General features: G+C 42.4%; 13 protein-coding genes. 8 read left to right on the top strand and 5 right to left on the bottom strand.

What is annotated here, in order from left to right; all coding sequences use genetic code 11:
- The first annotated feature begins 89 nt into the window (after positions 1–89).
- From phoB to E5A76_RS01415, 3 genes are all read left to right on the top strand, one after another.
- Positions 90–779 (top strand): phosphate regulon transcriptional regulator PhoB, encoded by a 690-nt coding sequence (gene phoB, locus E5A76_RS01425; protein ID WP_008987779.1) that lies wholly within the window; start codon positions 90–92, stop codon positions 777–779.
- A 158-nt stretch (positions 780–937) separates the two neighbouring features.
- Positions 938–2,272, top strand: a complete 1,335-nt coding sequence (gene phoR / locus E5A76_RS01420) for a phosphate regulon sensor histidine kinase PhoR (RefSeq protein WP_161117890.1) — start codon at positions 938–940, stop codon at positions 2,270–2,272.
- An 18-nt stretch (positions 2,273–2,290) separates the two neighbouring features.
- Entirely contained in the window at positions 2,291–3,280 is a 990-nt protein-coding gene (locus E5A76_RS01415; RefSeq protein ID WP_202443259.1) for a PstS family phosphate ABC transporter substrate-binding protein, read from the top strand.
- Positions 3,281–3,318: 38 nt separating this feature from the next.
- Here E5A76_RS01415 and ppx read toward each other — a convergent pair whose 3' ends face one another.
- The 3 genes from ppx to E5A76_RS01400 form a co-directional block, all read right to left on the bottom strand.
- Entirely contained in the window at positions 3,319–4,833 is a 1,515-nt protein-coding gene (gene ppx / locus E5A76_RS01410) for an exopolyphosphatase (protein ID WP_161117889.1), read from the bottom strand.
- Complete coding sequence (gene ppk1 / locus E5A76_RS01405) at positions 4,820–6,922, bottom strand: polyphosphate kinase 1 (RefSeq protein ID WP_161117888.1); 2,103 nt, start codon at positions 6,920–6,922, stop codon at positions 4,820–4,822. Before ppk1 ends, ppx begins: the two co-directional genes overlap by 14 nt.
- Before the next feature lie 132 nt (positions 6,923–7,054).
- A complete protein-coding gene (locus tag E5A76_RS01400) occupies positions 7,055–7,555 on the bottom strand; it encodes a glycine cleavage system protein R (protein ID WP_045064528.1) in 501 nt (166 codons plus the stop codon).
- A gap of 284 nt (positions 7,556–7,839) precedes the next feature.
- On the opposite strand from E5A76_RS01400, the gene E5A76_RS01395 reads away from it, so the two are divergent.
- From E5A76_RS01395 to phoU, 4 genes are read left to right on the top strand one after another with little or no spacing between them, the layout of a single operon-like run.
- Positions 7,840–10,071, top strand: a complete 2,232-nt coding sequence (locus tag E5A76_RS01395; RefSeq protein WP_161117887.1) for an ABC transporter permease subunit — start codon at positions 7,840–7,842, stop codon at positions 10,069–10,071.
- Positions 10,072–10,086: 15 nt separating this feature from the next.
- Positions 10,087–11,724, top strand: a complete 1,638-nt coding sequence (pstA, locus tag E5A76_RS01390) for a phosphate ABC transporter permease PstA (RefSeq protein ID WP_161117886.1) — start codon at positions 10,087–10,089, stop codon at positions 11,722–11,724.
- A 39-nt stretch (positions 11,725–11,763) separates the two neighbouring features.
- Entirely contained in the window at positions 11,764–12,582 is an 819-nt protein-coding gene (pstB, locus tag E5A76_RS01385; RefSeq protein WP_107165546.1) for a phosphate ABC transporter ATP-binding protein PstB, read from the top strand.
- Between the two features lie 12 nt (positions 12,583–12,594).
- The gene (gene phoU / locus E5A76_RS01380; RefSeq protein ID WP_008987770.1) at positions 12,595–13,302 is read left to right on the top strand and encodes a phosphate signaling complex protein PhoU; all 708 of its coding nucleotides are present in this window, start codon (positions 12,595–12,597) and stop codon (positions 13,300–13,302) included.
- Between the two features lie 99 nt (positions 13,303–13,401).
- Here phoU and E5A76_RS01375 read toward each other — a convergent pair whose 3' ends face one another.
- Both E5A76_RS01375 and E5A76_RS01370 read right to left on the bottom strand, forming a co-directional pair.
- On the bottom strand, positions 13,402–14,151 hold the full coding sequence (locus tag E5A76_RS01375) for a copper homeostasis protein CutC (RefSeq protein WP_161117885.1): 750 nt from the start codon (positions 14,149–14,151) through the stop codon (positions 13,402–13,404).
- A 224-nt stretch (positions 14,152–14,375) separates the two neighbouring features.
- Entirely contained in the window at positions 14,376–14,984 is a 609-nt protein-coding gene (locus E5A76_RS01370; RefSeq protein WP_053987151.1) for a peroxiredoxin C, read from the bottom strand.
- A gap of 132 nt (positions 14,985–15,116) precedes the next feature.
- Between E5A76_RS01370 and E5A76_RS01365 the strand changes: the two genes are divergently transcribed.
- Positions 15,117–16,013: a hydrogen peroxide-inducible genes activator gene (locus E5A76_RS01365; RefSeq protein WP_008987767.1), complete on the top strand. Its 897-nt coding sequence runs from the start codon at positions 15,117–15,119 to the stop codon at positions 16,011–16,013.
- Positions 16,014–16,075: the final 62 nt, after the last annotated feature.

Genomic DNA, 16,075 nt, shown 5'->3' with positions numbered 1-16,075 from the left:
GGTTTTATTACAGCGGGTCACAAAAGTGTAATATTAAACACACATAATGACGCAGGTCAGATGAAGCAAACGACTAGGTATAATTGATTATGGTAAGAAGGATTCTTGTAGTAGAAGATGAAGCTCCAATTCGCGAAATGCTATGTTTCGTGTTGGAGCAAAAGGGCTATCAAGCAATCGAAGCTGAGGACTATGACACAGCACTAGAAAAAATGTGCGAACCATACCCTGAGCTTATTCTAATGGACTGGATGTTACCGGGTGGTTCAGGCATTAACCTGATCAAACACCTTAAGCGCGATGAACTTACACGTCAGATCCCTGTGGTGATGTTAACAGCACGTGGTGAAGAAGAAGATAAGGTTCGTGGTCTTGAGGTTGGTGCAGATGATTACATCACTAAGCCATTCTCACCAAAAGAGCTAATGGCACGCTTAAAGGCGGTAATGCGTCGCGTATCACCAACAGCCTTAGACGATGTGATTGATGTACAAGGTCTAAAACTAGATCCAGTTTCTCACCGTGTTACATCTGGTGATGAGCCATTAGATATGGGACCAACAGAATTTAAGATGCTGCACTTCTTTATGACACACCAAGAGCGTGTATACAGTCGTGAACAGCTACTTAATAATGTTTGGGGTACGAACGTATATGTTGAAGACCGTACTGTTGATGTGCATATTCGTCGTTTACGCAAAGCGTTAGAAGCAGGTGGACACGATAAGTTAGTACAAACAGTGCGTGGAGCAGGTTATCGTTTTTCCACTCGCCTATAGTAGTGATTTACAACCCAAACTAGGGTTGCCTCAATAAAGTAAAAATGAGCCTTCATCCATTATCGTCGTTTGATAAGGTTGGAGGTTATGTTGTTTATACGAGTAAAGAAATTAGATGTAACGGATCCATACCATAACTCCGTTACTAGGAGTAAAACATGGTCGAAAGATTGTCATGGAAAAAATTGGTATGGGAGCTGATTTTATTTTATCTACCTTGGATTATTCTTGGGATGATTTTTGGCCATCTTCCGTGGTTCTTACTCGCCGCAACATGGATCCAACTGATCTGGCATTTTCATAATCAGCTAAAAATGTCAGATTGGTTGTGGAAAGATCGCAGCCTTACTCCTCCTTCCGGCTCTGGTAGTTGGGAGCCACTCTTTAATGGTATGTATCGCTTACAACAGCGTAATCGTCGTCGTCGTAAAGAGCTGACAACACTGATCCGTCGTTTCCGTAATGGTGCTGAATCGTTACCCGATGCGGTGGTTGTTTTCCGCAGCGAAGGCAACATTGTGTGGTGTAACAAACTGGCTCAGCAATTATTAGGCTTACGTTGGCCTGATGATGCCGGTCAGCCGATCAGTAACTTATTACGCAGCCCTGATTTCGTCCGTTATTTATCACGTCAGTCGTTTGATACGCCGTTAGAAATCACTTCGCCAATGAACTACGACCGTACGTTAGAGCTTCGTATTATGCGCTACACCGAAGGCGAATACTTGATGGCAGTACGTGATGTATCTCAGCTTAAACAGCTTGAAGGTATGCGTCGTAATTTCTTTGCTAACGTGTCTCACGAGCTGCGTACTCCTATGACAGTACTGCAGGGGTATTTGGAAATGTCGTCTGATCCAGACATGTTAGTCGGCCCGATGTGGGATCGTGCACATGGTGTGATGACTGAGCAGTTAGCGCGAATGAATGCACTTGTAGAGCAGCTTCTTACGCTTTCTAAAATTGAGGCGGCTCCAACTATTGAATTAGAAGATGAAGTCGATGTGCCAGCGATGCTCGATATCTTAGAAAAAGAGGCGGTATCGCTGAGCGGTGATAAGAATCAACAGATTAGTTTTGATGTCGACCACAGTTTAAAAGTGCTTGGTGATGATGATCAGCTACGTAGCGCGATTTCAAACTTGGTGTATAACGCGGTGAAACATACTCCAGCAGATGCTGATATTAATGTGTGTTGGTACCGTGTTGCTAATGGTGCTCGATTAGAAGTTACTGATAGCGGTGAGGGTATTGCTGCGCAGCATATTCACCGATTAACTGAGCGTTTCTACCGTGTTGATAAAGCGCGTTCTCGCGAAACAGGTGGTAGTGGCTTAGGCTTAGCCATTGTAAAACATGCATTAAGTCACCACGATTCGCATTTGGAAATTGAAAGTGAACTAGAAAAAGGCAGTACTTTCTCATTCACTTTACCATCGCGTTTAGTTGCGGATAAAACAAATCCAACTGAATTAACCCATGACATTATTTAGTGATCTGATTGTATGCACATGAGAAGTACGCTTAATACGATTAAATCTTTGGGGATGGTAACTGCGCTGTGGCTTAGTGGCAGCACAGGCGCTTATGCGCAAACGTCTGATGTTGCTTTAATGCCGTATAAAAGAGTCAGTGGTATTTCAGGTAACTTATCTTCTGTAGGCTCAGATACCCTAGCGAACTTAATGACTTATTGGGCTGAAGAGTTTAAGCGTCGTTATCCGAATGTGAATATTCAAATTCAGACTGCAGGGTCGTCAACAGCCCCAACAGCCTTGGTTGAAGCAACGGCACAGATCGGCCCGATGAGCCGAATGATGAAAACCAAAGAGGTTGAAGCATTCGAGCAAGAATATGGCTATAAGCCGACGGCTATTAAAGTGGCGGTGGATGCATTAGCGGTTTTTGTTCATGAAGATAACCCATTAAAAGGGATCAACTTTGAGCAATTAGATGCGATTTATTCTCGTACTTTACGCTGTGGTGGATTAGAGCCTATTAATCAATGGGGACAGTTAGGCTTAACGGGAAGCTGGCAGAATCGCGGTATTCAATTGTTTGGTCGTAACTCAGTATCAGGCACTTATGGTTACTTTAAAAAGCGTGCTTTATGCCGTGGCGATTTTCGTAATAATGTGAATGAACAACCGGGATCGGCCTCTGTTGTTCAGTCTGTCTCAACATCGTTAAATGCTATTGGTTACTCAGGTATTGGCTATAAAACAACAGGTATTAAAGCGATCCCTGTTGCCCGAGAAGGGGATGATTATGTGGAAGCGACAATTGAAAACTCCGTCAATGGGCGCTACCCGCTGTCGCGCTTTTTATATGTTTATGTGAATAAGCATCCGAATAAACCGTTAGCGCCGATGGAAGGCGAGTTCTTACGTTTTATCCTTTCTAGTGACGGTCAAAAAATTGTGCAAAAAGATGGTTATATTCCATTGCCAGTTGCTGTTGTAGAGCAAAACTTAGCCAAACTCGGACTGTTAAAAGATTAAGAAAAACGCCAGCATTTAATTTGCTGGCGTTTTTCTTTCTAGTCTAATTCGTTAACGTCTAATTCCCATCCGGCTTTATGCCAATATTCTTGCTCTGTTTTCAGATCGGCTGCCAGCAGCTTATTTTCCCTTGTCCATCCGTCAGGTAACGTTAGTTGCCAATGCTCATTGTTAGCGCTTACTTTCAGTTTAGGCTGAGGCTCATCACTGCGTTGACCATTGAATACCACAGCCAAGCGAAGGGTACGAATTAACGGGTAAAGATGCTTGCGTTTATAGATGGTGAGCTCTGGCATTTCAGCCAGTTTTAATGTTTTGCGTTGAAAGCGTACTAAGGTCGATAATACGGTTTGTTGTTCTAAATTAAAGCCGGGCATCGTGCTATAGCGAAGTAAGTAAGCACTATGGCGGTGAAAGCCTGGGTAGCTAATACTTAATCCAACTTCATGGAGTAATGCGCCCCATGACAGCAAGGTTGATAATTCGTTTTTATTGATGCCCGGTTGTGTCTCTATTTGATTGTAAATATCAACGGCTGTAGTTTGTACTCGTTTGGCTTGGGCAACATCTATATTGTATTGCTTTGCCATCGCCGTTGCGGTGCGCACACGAATATCGGAATGGCGGAAACGTTGCTCCATTTCATACAGTAAGCCTTCGCGTAATGCGCCACTGGAAAAGTGCATATCTTTAATATCGAGGGCTTCAAAAATCGCACTAAGAATGGCTACCCCAGCGGCAAAGACAGGCTTTCTGTCTTCACTTAATCCCGGTAAATTAAGATCGTCTTGATGCTTAAATGCGCTGATATCATCAAGCAGTTGTGTCAGCCTCGCTGATGTGATCACACCATCACTGTGCCCTTGGGCAATTAATACTTCACGAATGGCTTTGATAGTGCCTGATGAACCTAAGGTTTTATCCCAGCCAATATCAAGGTATTTACTGGCGATACTTTCGAGTTTTTGCCTTGCCGCTAATTGTGCAGCAGCAATGTTTTTATGGCTCAACTTGCCATTGGCAAAGAATTGTTTGTTATAGCTGACACAGCCCATGTGTTTGCTATAAAGAATATGAGTGTCAAACTCTTCACCAATCACGAGCTCTGTACTACCACCACCAATATCAATGATCAGTTTCTTGCCTTTATCTGGCTGAGTGTGTGCCACACCAAGGTAGATCAAACGGGCTTCTTCAGTGCCGGGAATGATTTCAATCGGAAAGGGTAATATACGCTCGGCACGCTGAAGAAAAACGTGGGCATTTTGTGCTTGTCGTAGGGTATAGGTTGCCGCAATACGGACATTTTCAGGCTCAAATCTTTGTAGTCTTTCAGCAAACATTGCCAAGCAGCTTAAGCCACGGTTGATCGCTGCTTGGTCGAGATTTTGTTGTTTATCAAGCCCTGATGCGAGATGAACACGCTGCTTATGACGGCTAACGATTTGCAAGCTTTGTCCCACAATACGTGCTACTACCATATGAAAGCTATTTGATCCTAGATCGATAGCGGCAATCTCACGAGGTTGGGAAGAGTGATTAGTTTCTGTCATCGTGTCTCTCTACTCTTTCAGCATGCTTTTTGAGTCGTTTTTCGCTGTGTTTCAGATAATCATAAATGGCTGTTTGTGAGCGAATTTTGCGACGATTACCACGAGGTACATAATGATTGTGCATTCCTTCATCAATCACACGGGCTTTGACTGTGTCGCACAGTTGAATGTTGAGAATATCGATAATGCGTTGTTTGAGTGTTGGGGACTTAATTGGGCAACCCACCTCGATACGATTATCAATGTTACGGCTCATCCAATCTGCTGATGAAATATAAACCTCAGGATCACCATTGTTTTCAAATACCGCGACGCGAGGGTGTTCTAAAAATCTATCGATGATACTGATCGCGGTGATGTTATCGCTGATCCCTTTAATTCCCGGTACCAATGAACACATACCACGAATGATCAATTTGATTTTTACGCCATTGTTACTGGCTTGATACAGCATATTAATCAAGCCTCTATCAACAAGGTTGTTGACCTTAAGTGTAATACCGGATGGTAAGTTTTGCTTGGCGTGAGCAATTTCTCTATCGATTAATTCGTATAAACGTGAGCGTGAGTTGCGTGGTGAAACGATGAGTTGTTCAAAGTTAACGGGGCGATAAGGGTTAGCGATATAACCAAATACTTGTTTGACTTCATCGGTGATAGATTTATCGCATGTTAATAGTGAAAAATCGGTATAAATACGGGCAGTCTTTTCATTGAAATTACCGGTACCAAGATGCGCATAACGAACGAGTTCATTGCCTTCTTTTCGGGTGATCAAACATAGTTTGGAGTGTATTTTTAACCCCGGAACACCAAAGATCACATTCACTCCAGCTTCGGTTAATCGTCGTGCCCATTCGATATTGGCTTCTTCATCAAAGCGAGCTTGAAGCTCTACTACCACGGTCACATTCTTGCCGTTGTTAGCGGCATCGATCATTGAATCAATGATCCGTGAGTTTTTTGCTACACGGTAGATGTTGATCTTAATACTACGCACTTTGGGATCGTAGGAGGCTTGACGTACCAACTCAGTCATATGATTAAAGGTGTGGTACGGATAGTAGAGTAAAATATCTTGTGCTTTGATAGCATCAAAGGCATTACGAGCCGATTTGAAATGATAGCTCTCAATGGGTGTGAGATCTTTATTTTCAAGGTAACTTCTGCCGACGTTCGGAAAGCCGATAAAGTCTTTAAAGTTATGGTAGCGTCCTCCCGGGATCACACTATCGTAGCTAGAGACTTTTAGCTTATCGCACAATACGTTGATCATTTCCCCCGGCATATCTCGCTGATAAACAAACCGAACAGGCATTGCAGTTAAGCGCTGGTTTAAGCCTTCCGACATTTGTTCTAATAAGCTGTGTTCAACTTCTTGGCTTAGATCGTATTCTGCATCACGGGTCATTTTCATTGCATAGACGGCAAGGGCATCGTATTCAAAAAAGCCATTAAATAAATCGTCGATACAAAGGCGAATAATGTTGTCGAGTAAAATTAACGTCTTGTGTCGTTTACCTTTGGTTTTCGGTAATTGAACAAAACGAGGAAGCTGATCGGTTGGTATTTCGATAAGGGCATAGTGGGTTTCATCACCACGATTTATCGCTACCGCAAGATAAGAATATTCGTCTTTTAATACTTGCAGAATATCAACATCGTCAGTCAGTAATATTGGGGTGACGTGCGGTAAAATTGTTTGTTGGAAGTAATGTTTTAGCCATGCTTTTTGGCTGTCTTCTAACTGTAATTCGTTAACTAAGAAGATATGACGGCGCGCCATTTCGAGCAGAATTTCATTATAAAGGGTATCGAAGTCTTGATTGAGCTTCAGTACACGACTTTGAATTTTGCTTAATAGCTGTTTGGCTTGATCGCCTCCACCTTGTTCTTCATTAATTAAAATTTGGCGTTTTACATCAGCAAAACGCACTTTGTAGAACTCATCTGTATTGCTAGAAAAAATACCGAGAAATCGCACACGTTCAATTAAAGGGACAGATTTATCTGCCGCTTCTTGTAAGACACGTTCGTTAAAAGAGAGCCAACTTAACTCTTTTTCAATATATAGATCGTTGGTGTTCATTCGCGGTATTCATCCTTGTACTTCGGGTATGGCGGTATTGATATTTCGCTGTGAAATATCATGGTAAAGATAAGGGATAAGCGCTACATTGAGTGCTGTTCATCAGCACCTGTTTTACAGCGTTATTTGATGTTATTGCTCAATATCTATGGTTAAGTCATCTGCCAATAATTCAAGCTGTTCTTGCACTACATCTATGCCGAGATCGGCAGGTAGTTCGAGCTGAAATTGCGCTTTGAAAATAGGGTAGCCCCAGTTAGGTGCGCTTTCGGTACTGGTTTTGAGTTTGTATATATTCACGCCTAGTTGATGTAGGTGAGTGGTTACTTCTTTAACAATACCTAACCGATCGTTACCTGTAACGGTTAGCTTCTGCATGATCTGTTGTGAGGAAGCTTTGATTTGTGCCTCGACGATATGGATCTGAAGACCGTCTATTTGCGATAATGCACTGCTAAGTTGTTGAATATGTTGAGCTGAAACTTCCACTTGGACAATGCCTGCAAATTGCCCACTGAGCTGGGTTAATGAGCTTTTGAGCCAATTGGCACCATTGTTATAAACCGTATCTGAGAGTTGCTCTACTAATCCGGTTTTATCTTTACCGATAACAGTAATAATGAGTTGTTTCATTACATATTTCCTTATTATTGGTTGCTAGTGAACTGACAATAAAGCAACAAACTGATTGATTGTTATTAATAATTATCCTAACAACCATTTAGGCTGTCTATGGTGTGTTAGGACGTAAATGAGTAAATGCGTAAGTAGTCATAATTCATTTATTTGGCGTAACATTTTCTTTCAGCATTAATTTATAAATTTGCGCGATGTGGAATTTTAGAAATATCGCCTGTAATAAAAGTGTCATTAAATAGCAATACACTTTAGCGCGTATAAATAGGTTTGAGGTAATAATGGCACATGCCAGTTCATTTTTAATGGGAGAAAATCAGCTTCGCCGAGTGAAAGACAAGTTAGCACGGTTAGGGGTAACCGCTGGCGGCATCTTTGTGCTAGTGACGTTAGTGCTGATCTTTTTCTATCTGCTTTACGTTATCGTACCTATTTTCTCTTCTGTTTCGGTAAAACCCACCCACTCGTTTTCCTTAGCACTGTCGGGGCAAACAGCGCAAGTAGGTATCGATGAAAGTAATACCTTGGCCTATCGTTTCACAACGGATGGGCAGGTTGACTTCATCCGTTTATCGCCTTCACCTGATGCTGGTAAAGTGATTAAACAGCGCACTATCGTTAATGATCCGACGGCTTTTGCGACCAGCTTACCTCGTGACGGTTTAGTGGCTTATGCCATGAAAGGTGGCAAGATCAAAATTGCTAAAGCTGATTTTAACTTCACGTTTGAAAACGATAAAAAGCAGTTATTTCCTGTATTAGATTACCCGATTGGTAAAACGCCATTAACGGTTCTACCTACGCCAACAAAGGTAGAACAACTTGCCATATCTGGGCGTGATAACCTCATCATGCTGGCAGCTTATACTGAGCAGCATCAGCTATATTTAGCTCGGTTGGTAAAAGCGGACTCAACGATAAATCCAGATCAAGCATGGCATCAGTCGTTATTTGAAGTGCGTGATATGCCTAATAAGGTGGAGCAACTTGTATTAACGCCTGATGGTAAGACGCTGTATGTATTGAGCGATTCCACCTTGTTTACTTATAGCTTAAATCATCAGCAAGCAGAGTTAAGAGCGAAAACACCATTATCAGCGGATAAATCCGTTCAACCTGAGCGTATCGATTTATTGTCTGGTGCGAATTCACTGCTGATCACTAATTCCAATAACACGATTTCACAGTGGTTTGAGGTGGTGAAAGCGGGGAAGCGTCAGCTTATTAACGTTCGTGACTTCCACTTTTCAGCTAGTCCAATTGTGAAAATTGTACCTGAGTATTACCGCAAAGGCTTTTTTGTGGTGCAGAAGGATGGGCGAGTATCTGCTTATTATACTTCTGAGCGTGATGTGATTTATCAACATCAGGTATTTGATAAAGTGCCGCAAGACATGGCTATTTCACCTAAAGCCAATGTGTTATTAACCATCGATAATGGGGAATGGCAAAGCTATAAAGTGAATAACTCGCACCCTGATATTGGTATCTCTTCACTATGGCAGAAAGTTTGGTATGAAGGCTATTCTGAGCCAGATTATGTATGGCAGTCGACATCTGCCAGTGATGAGTTTGAGCCTAAGTTGAGCTTGGTTCCTATCATCTTTGGTACCTTAAAAGCGGCTGTGTTTTCGATGCTATTTGCGATCCCATTAGCATTGGCTGGTGCGATTTATACAGCGTACTTTATGTCATCAAAAGTAAGGCGCTTAATTAAGCCAACTGTTGAATTAATGGAAGCGTTACCCACGGTAATATTGGGCTTTCTTGCTGGCATTTGGTTAGCGCCGATTGTTGATCAAAACTTAACAGGCGTAGCACTGAGCTTTATTGTATTGCCGATCAGTATGATAGTGATTGGCTTTATTTGGTCGATGCTGCCTGGCCGTTGGCGTTCACGTATTCCTAATGGTCTTCACATTGCGCTGTTGATCCCAATGATTGTGCTGGTGGGCTATGGCTGTTTTGCTGTCAGCCCTTGGTTATCTCAGCAATTATTGGGTGGCGATTTACAAAGCTATTTATCACAACATTATGGTATTGGTTACGATCAGCGTAATGCGTTAATTGTCGGTATCGCCATGGGCTTTGCTGTGATCCCAACCATCTTTACTATTGCTGAAGATGCGGTGTTTTCTGTGCCACCACATTTAACCAAAGGCTCATTAGCCCTTGGTGCAACGCAATGGCAGACCTTAACTAAAGTCGTGTTATTAACGGCAAGTCCGGGTATTTTTTCTGCGGTGATGATGGGGTTAGGTCGTGCAGTTGGCGAGACCATGATTGTGTTGATGGCTACGGGTAATACTCCGATCATGGATTGGAATTTACTCCAAGGTTTAAGAACATTAGCAGCAACCATTGCGATTGAAATGCCGGAGTCGGAAGTGGCAAGCTCGCATTATCGAGTGCTTTTCTTAGCCGCATTTGTGTTATTTGTGTTTACCTTTGTTTTCAATACGATTGCAGAGGTTGTGAGGCAGCGTCTACGTGAAAAATACAGTTCATTATAAGGGCGTGGTACGTTCATGATTAAATGGTTTAAGTCAGGCTCGCCTTGGATTTGGGTAACGGCTGGTGCAGTGAGTATCAGCCTTGTTGCCGTATTAGGTTTATTGCTGTTGATTGGCTATAAAGGCTTGAGCTATTTCTGGCCTTCGCCGGTTTATCAATTTGATATTGATGTAGCAGGTAAAATTCAAACCGTGATCGGAGAGCTATATGACAGCAAAGCGATCCCACTTCAGCAATTGCGTGAAGCGGATGTGGATGTGTCGCAGCTATCTGAGCCTGTTGAGATGCGTTATTTGATCAAAACAGGTAATCGTGAACGTTCAGGTGGTGATTTTATCACTGTGCTTAAGAGTCAAATTAAGCAGCAGAAAATTGCTGATAACATCGCTGTTGTTGATCGTGAAACGAACGGTAAGTTTTATGGCTACCCAATGGCGATTATTGCTGATGGCGTCCGTAATAATATGGATTTTTTGCCAGAAGCCTTAGCTGAAGCATCAAGCGTGCGCAAAGAGCTGAAAACATTACAATCGGTAGAGGTAGCTGATGCTAATTGGCATTTAGAAAAACTGCGTCTTGAAAAACGCCAGTTAGCACTGAAAGGCAAGCTAACAGCGGAAGAGCAAAGCCGTATTGAACGTGATGAGCTCAATTACAACACGATCTACAAGAATATAGAGAATCGCTTATTTGCGCTTCAAGCGCAGTTAGATAGTGCAAGTTTGTTATTGCGTGATAGCCAAGGTAAAACGATCACCGTACCTATGTCTCAGGTACTTGATATTTGGTATCCCAACAATCTCACCTTTGTTGAGAAATTCCAGCACTGGGGCAGTGAAGTCTATAAGTTTTTAACTGAAGCACCACGAGAAGCCAACACTGAAGGTGGGGTATTCCCTGCTATTTTTGGTACTGTTTTCATGGTGCTACTAATGAGCGTGATGGTGACGCCATTAGGGGTATTAGCCGCGATTTATCTGCATGAATACGCTGGTAATAATTCATTTACTAAGTTGATCCGAGTGGCGGTGATCAACTTAGCAGGTGTGCCGTCGATTGTTTACGGTGTGTTTGGTTTAGGCTTTTTTGTTTATATGGTCGGTGGCACCATTGATGATGTGTTCTTCTCGGCACAATTACCCACTCCAACTTTTGGTACTCCCGGTATTTTATGGTCAGCTTTAACCCTTGCGATCATGACATTACCCGTGGTGATTGTCTCGACTGAAGAAGGCTTATCGCGTATTCCTAGCTCGATCCGTAATGGTTCGTTAGCGTTAGGCGCAACCCAAGCTGAAACCTTATGGCGAATTGTTCTGCCAATGGCAAGCCCTGCGATTATGACGGGGTTAATCTTAGCAGTTGCTCGCGCGGCAGGGGAAGTAGCACCGTTAATGTTAGTGGGTGTGGTAAAGATGGCGCCGACACTGCCTGTAGATGCGCATTTCCCTTTCGTTCACTTAGATCGTAAGTTTATGCACTTGGGTTATCACATCTATGATGTTGCATTCCAAAGCCCGAACGTAGAGGCAGCAAGACCTTTGGTTTACGCTACCTCATTTTTATTAGTGACCGTAATTGTCAGCTTGAACTTAACGGCAATTGGGATCCGTAATCATCTACGTGAGAAATTCCGCGCTTTAGAGCAGTAATTTCGTAGTAGATTTTTGATTATTTATAGAGAGAAGATTATGCATTCAGTAACACCATCAATGGGCTTATTTGAGCCTGTCGATCTCTCTTCATTACCTGATGAACAAACCGCTTTATCGATTGAAGGGCTTAACCTGCATTATGGTAAAACACAGGCGTTGTTTGATATCAATATGCGGATCCCTAAAGGTCAGGTGACGGCATTTATTGGCCCTTCAGGCTGTGGTAAATCGACGTTATTAAGCTGTATTAATCGCATGAATGATCTGGTCGAAGGTTGCCATATCGATGGTAAAATCATGCTACATGGTCAGAATATCTATGATCCGAAAGTCGATGTTGCTTCATTACGTCGTCGAGTTGGTATGGTATTTCAACGTCCTAATCCTTTCCCTAAATCCATTTATGAGAATGTGGTGTATGGCTTACGCTTACAAGGGATCAGCGAGAGGCGTATTTTAGATGATGCGGTAGAAAGCGCACTGCGAGCGGCTGCATTATGGGATGAAGTAAAAGATCGCCTACATGAAAACGCCTTTGGTTTATCAGGTGGTCAGCAACAACGTTTAGTGATTGCTCGTGCGATTGCTATTGAACCTGAAATTTTACTGCTTGATGAGCCAACCTCTGCATTGGATCCGATCTCAACATTGACTATTGAAGAGTTGATAAATGATTTAAAGGCCAAATATACCGTTATTATCGTAACGCATAACATGCAACAGGCAGCGCGCGTTTCAGATCAAACAGCCTTTATATATATGGGTGAGCTGGTGGAATATTCGAGCACTAATGATATTTTCACCACCCCGAGAGAAAAACGCACTGAGGATTACATAACAGGGCGCTATGGTTAAGGAAACACCATCATGTTAAACAACATTAGTCTTGGTCGTCATATTTCTGGTCAGTTCAACCATGAACTAGAAAGTATTCGTACCCATGTATTAGCCATGGGCGGCTTGGTTGAGCAGCAATTGGCTGATGCGTTAAAAGCGCTACATAAACAAGAAGAAACATTAGCAAAGCGTGTGATCCAAGATGATCACAAAGTGAATGCTATGGAAGTGGCGATTGATGAAGCTTGTACGCGCATTATTGCTAAACGTCAGCCTACAGCCAGTGATTTACGCCTTGTTATTGCTATCATTAAAACCATTACCGATCTTGAACGTATCGGTGATGTGGCAGAAAGCATTGCGAAAGTAGCATTAGGTAACTTCACCACGAAGCAATATAACTTGTTAGCCTCACTTGAATCCTTAGGGCAAAACGCAGTACGAATGCTACATGAAGTGTTAGATGCTTTTGCGCGTATGGATGTTAAAGCTGCGATTGATGTGTACCAAACCGATGATCGTATTGACCGTGAATATGAAGCGATTATTCGTCAGCTAATGACTTACATGAAGGAAGATCCAGACTCCATTCCAAGTGTAATGAAGGTAATGTGGGCGGCACGTTCGATCGAGCGTGTAGGCGATCGTTGTCAGAATATTTGTGAATACATCATCTATTTTGTACAAGGTAAAGACATTCGCCATACCAACCCAGAAGATATTAAAAATATCTTGTAAGGATCTAGCTTAAAAGCGGTTGCAGTTAAAGAGGTTTTAAAGGGCGCATTGATTTTATATAGAGTCAATACGCCCTTTTATTTTGCTTAATAGTTTGAACTACTTTGATAGCAGGTTAAGCTGCAGAGCTACTGTTTTAATCGTTTCTGCACTGGTTACAGGGATCTGGAAATCATCAATTGCAGCACTTCCCATATGCGCACTTGCTGAGATATTTGTCATCGCACTAGGACGAGTGGTTTTACCTGATAAGTGGACTTCATGAATACCCGTGGTGGCGATCAGCTCACGCACATTATCAGGATTAACACCAGCGCCAGCCATAATACTCAGTTTATTACCGCAATAGTTCACCATCTCTTTTATCATCTGGCTACCAGCAGGAGCATTAGACGCTAGGCCTGAGGTTAGTACTCGTTCGCAGCCATAGTGCATGACGGTATCAAGTGCTGCAAAGGGCTCAACGCATTGATCGATAGCACGATGGAAAGTCACGCCAAGTCCATTCGCTTCTTTGACTAAGCTTGCAACGATGTCTTTATCAATATGACCATCTTCAGTAAGTGCACCAATCACAATCCCTTGTAACTTTGCATTTCGTGCTGCATAGATATCAGCCAGCATGATTTCAACATCTTGGCTGCTAAATAGAAAATCCCCTTGGCGAGGACGGATCATGGCATAAACAGGTACTTTTGCATGTTTAGCTGCTAATGTCATAAAGCCAGAGCTTGGTGTTAAGCCACCGAGAGTTAATGAAGAGCAAAGCTCAATACGGGTTGCGCCGCCTTGTTGGGCATAATGCAGAGATTCAATATTATCGATACAGACTTCAAGTTGGATAGACATACTGTTTTATCGCTTAGAAAAGAATGATCAGCAGTGTAGATGATTGCGTCAGAAGGGGCGAATAGCGGTAGGTTGATCTGTGCGGTTGATTATAAATTACAGATAAAAAAAGGGCTCGGTATGCTCCGAGCCTCATTATTCTTTTATTTAAGCTGACTTAATTAGCTTTATTTTTTATTTGCTTCTTGTCAGATAACACCGTTGAGCGTGGTGTTATTAGGTAATTACTTACCTAGGTCAGCAGTGTGCTCAGATAGGTAGTCAGCTACACCTTTAGGTGATGCGTCCATACCAGCCTTGCCTTCTTCCCACTGTGCAGGACAAACTTCACCGTGCTTTTGGTGGAAGTTTAGAGCATCAACCATACGTAGCATTTCGTCGATGTTACGGCCTAGTGGTAGGTCGTTAACAACTTGGTGACGTACAAGACCATCTTCGTCGATTAGGAAAGAACCACGGAAAGCAACGCCTGCTTCTGGGTGCTCAACGTCGTAAGCTTTACAGATTTCGTGCTTAACGTCGGCAACTAGTGGGTACTTAACTTGACCGATACCGCCGTTTTCAACAGCAGTGTTACGCCATGCGTTGTGAGAGAATTGTGAGTCAATAGAAACACCGATAACTTCAACACCTTTCGCTTGGAAATCTTCGAAACGCTTGTCGAAAGCGATTAGCTCAGATGGACATACGAAAGTGAAGTCTAGTGGGTAGAAGAAAACTACCGCTTTTTTACCTTTAGTGAATTCTGCAAAGTTGAAGTTATCAACGATTTCGCCGTTACCTAGAACAGCTGCAGCAGTAAAATCTGGTGCTTGACGACCTACTAGTACCATTTTGGTGCTCCTAAAATATTGGGGTTTTGCCAACCTTCTTTGGTTAGCTCCATACTTGGACGAGACAAACTATAGCCAAACTGTTAAATTGAAAAAAGCGGAATAAACAGATTGAAGTAATCGAAAAATACGATGAATAAGTTTCCCTCGTTAAAACAATTGCATTACCTAGTAACTTTATCGGAAACCCGTCACTTTGGCGAAGCGGCAAAAAAGTGTTTTGTGAGCCAATCGACACTTAGTTCAGGGATCCAAAACTTAGAAGATTTATTAGATTGTCAGCTAATTGAGCGTGACAATAAATCATTGGTATTCACCAGTATGGGTGAAGAAGTCGTGGTTCGTTCACGAGAATTACTTGCACGCAGCCAAGATTTGGTAGAACTATCTCGTTCTTCCGGTGATGGAATGGAAGGGCCGTTACGAGTGGGTTGTATTCCAACTATTGCGCCTTTCTTATTGTGCGATTTAGTCCAAGAAGTTAACCGACTGTATCCAAAGCTTAACTTATTACTGCGAGAAGATACGACGACCAATTTATTAGCGGCTTTACGTAACGGTGAGATGGATGTATTGATCCTTGCGTTGCCAGTCGAAATTAATGGTATGAGTAGTAAAGTCGTTGGTCGTGATGCTTTTAAGATGGTGATCAGTAAAAACCAAGCTGAACGTGTATCAGTGCCGTTACGTTATGCTGATTTACCTGATGAGTCGGTTTTTCTATTAGAAAAAGAGCATTGTTTAACCGAGCATGCGGTATCTGCGTGTCGATTAACGACCAAAGAAAAGATTAACCCTTTTACAGCAACCAGCCTTCATACTTTGGTACAAATGGTCGCTAATGGGTTAGGAACAACCTTTATCCCACAGATGGCGATTGAGCATGGGATTTTAGATAACCAAAATCTTGTAGTGATTGAGCCACCTGGCCAAGCGGCATTTCGTGAAATTGGCTTAGTATGGCGTCCAACATCAAGTCGCTTAAAGACGTTTGAAAAGTTAGCTGAGATTGTTGAAACGTTACTTTAGTCTAAAGAGTGACTGAATAAATGCGGTTAAAGACCTGAATTATGTGCTGTTGTGATTATTAT

This window comes from Photobacterium lucens (assembly GCF_009873615.1).
Classification (GTDB): Bacteria; Pseudomonadota; Gammaproteobacteria; order Enterobacterales; family Vibrionaceae; genus Photobacterium; species Photobacterium lucens.
Note: the sequence above shows the minus strand (reverse complement) of the source record. Positions and strands in the feature narration are given on the sequence as shown.

Coding starts and splice junctions, on each gene's coding strand:
- E5A76_RS01395 (WP_161117887.1), top strand. CDS start 7,840: ATGGCACATGCCAGTTCATTTTTAATGGGAGAAAATCAGCTTCGCCGA.
- E5A76_RS01365 (WP_008987767.1), top strand. CDS start 15,117: ATGAATAAGTTTCCCTCGTTAAAACAATTGCATTACCTAGTAACTTTA.
- E5A76_RS01375 (WP_161117885.1), bottom strand. CDS start 14,151: ATGTCTATCCAACTTGAAGTCTGTATCGATAATATTGAATCTCTGCAT.
- E5A76_RS01415 (WP_202443259.1), top strand. CDS start 2,291: ATGAGAAGTACGCTTAATACGATTAAATCTTTGGGGATGGTAACTGCG.
- phoB (WP_008987779.1), top strand. CDS start 90: ATGGTAAGAAGGATTCTTGTAGTAGAAGATGAAGCTCCAATTCGCGAA.
- pstB (WP_107165546.1), top strand. CDS start 11,764: ATGCATTCAGTAACACCATCAATGGGCTTATTTGAGCCTGTCGATCTC.
- phoU (WP_008987770.1), top strand. CDS start 12,595: ATGTTAAACAACATTAGTCTTGGTCGTCATATTTCTGGTCAGTTCAAC.
- E5A76_RS01370 (WP_053987151.1), bottom strand. CDS start 14,984: ATGGTACTAGTAGGTCGTCAAGCACCAGATTTTACTGCTGCAGCTGTT.
- pstA (WP_161117886.1), top strand. CDS start 10,087: ATGATTAAATGGTTTAAGTCAGGCTCGCCTTGGATTTGGGTAACGGCT.
- E5A76_RS01400 (WP_045064528.1), bottom strand. CDS start 7,555: ATGAAACAACTCATTATTACTGTTATCGGTAAAGATAAAACCGGATTA.
- ppk1 (WP_161117888.1), bottom strand. CDS start 6,922: ATGAACACCAACGATCTATATATTGAAAAAGAGTTAAGTTGGCTCTCT.
- phoR (WP_161117890.1), top strand. CDS start 938: ATGGTCGAAAGATTGTCATGGAAAAAATTGGTATGGGAGCTGATTTTA.
- ppx (WP_161117889.1), bottom strand. CDS start 4,833: ATGACAGAAACTAATCACTCTTCCCAACCTCGTGAGATTGCCGCTATC.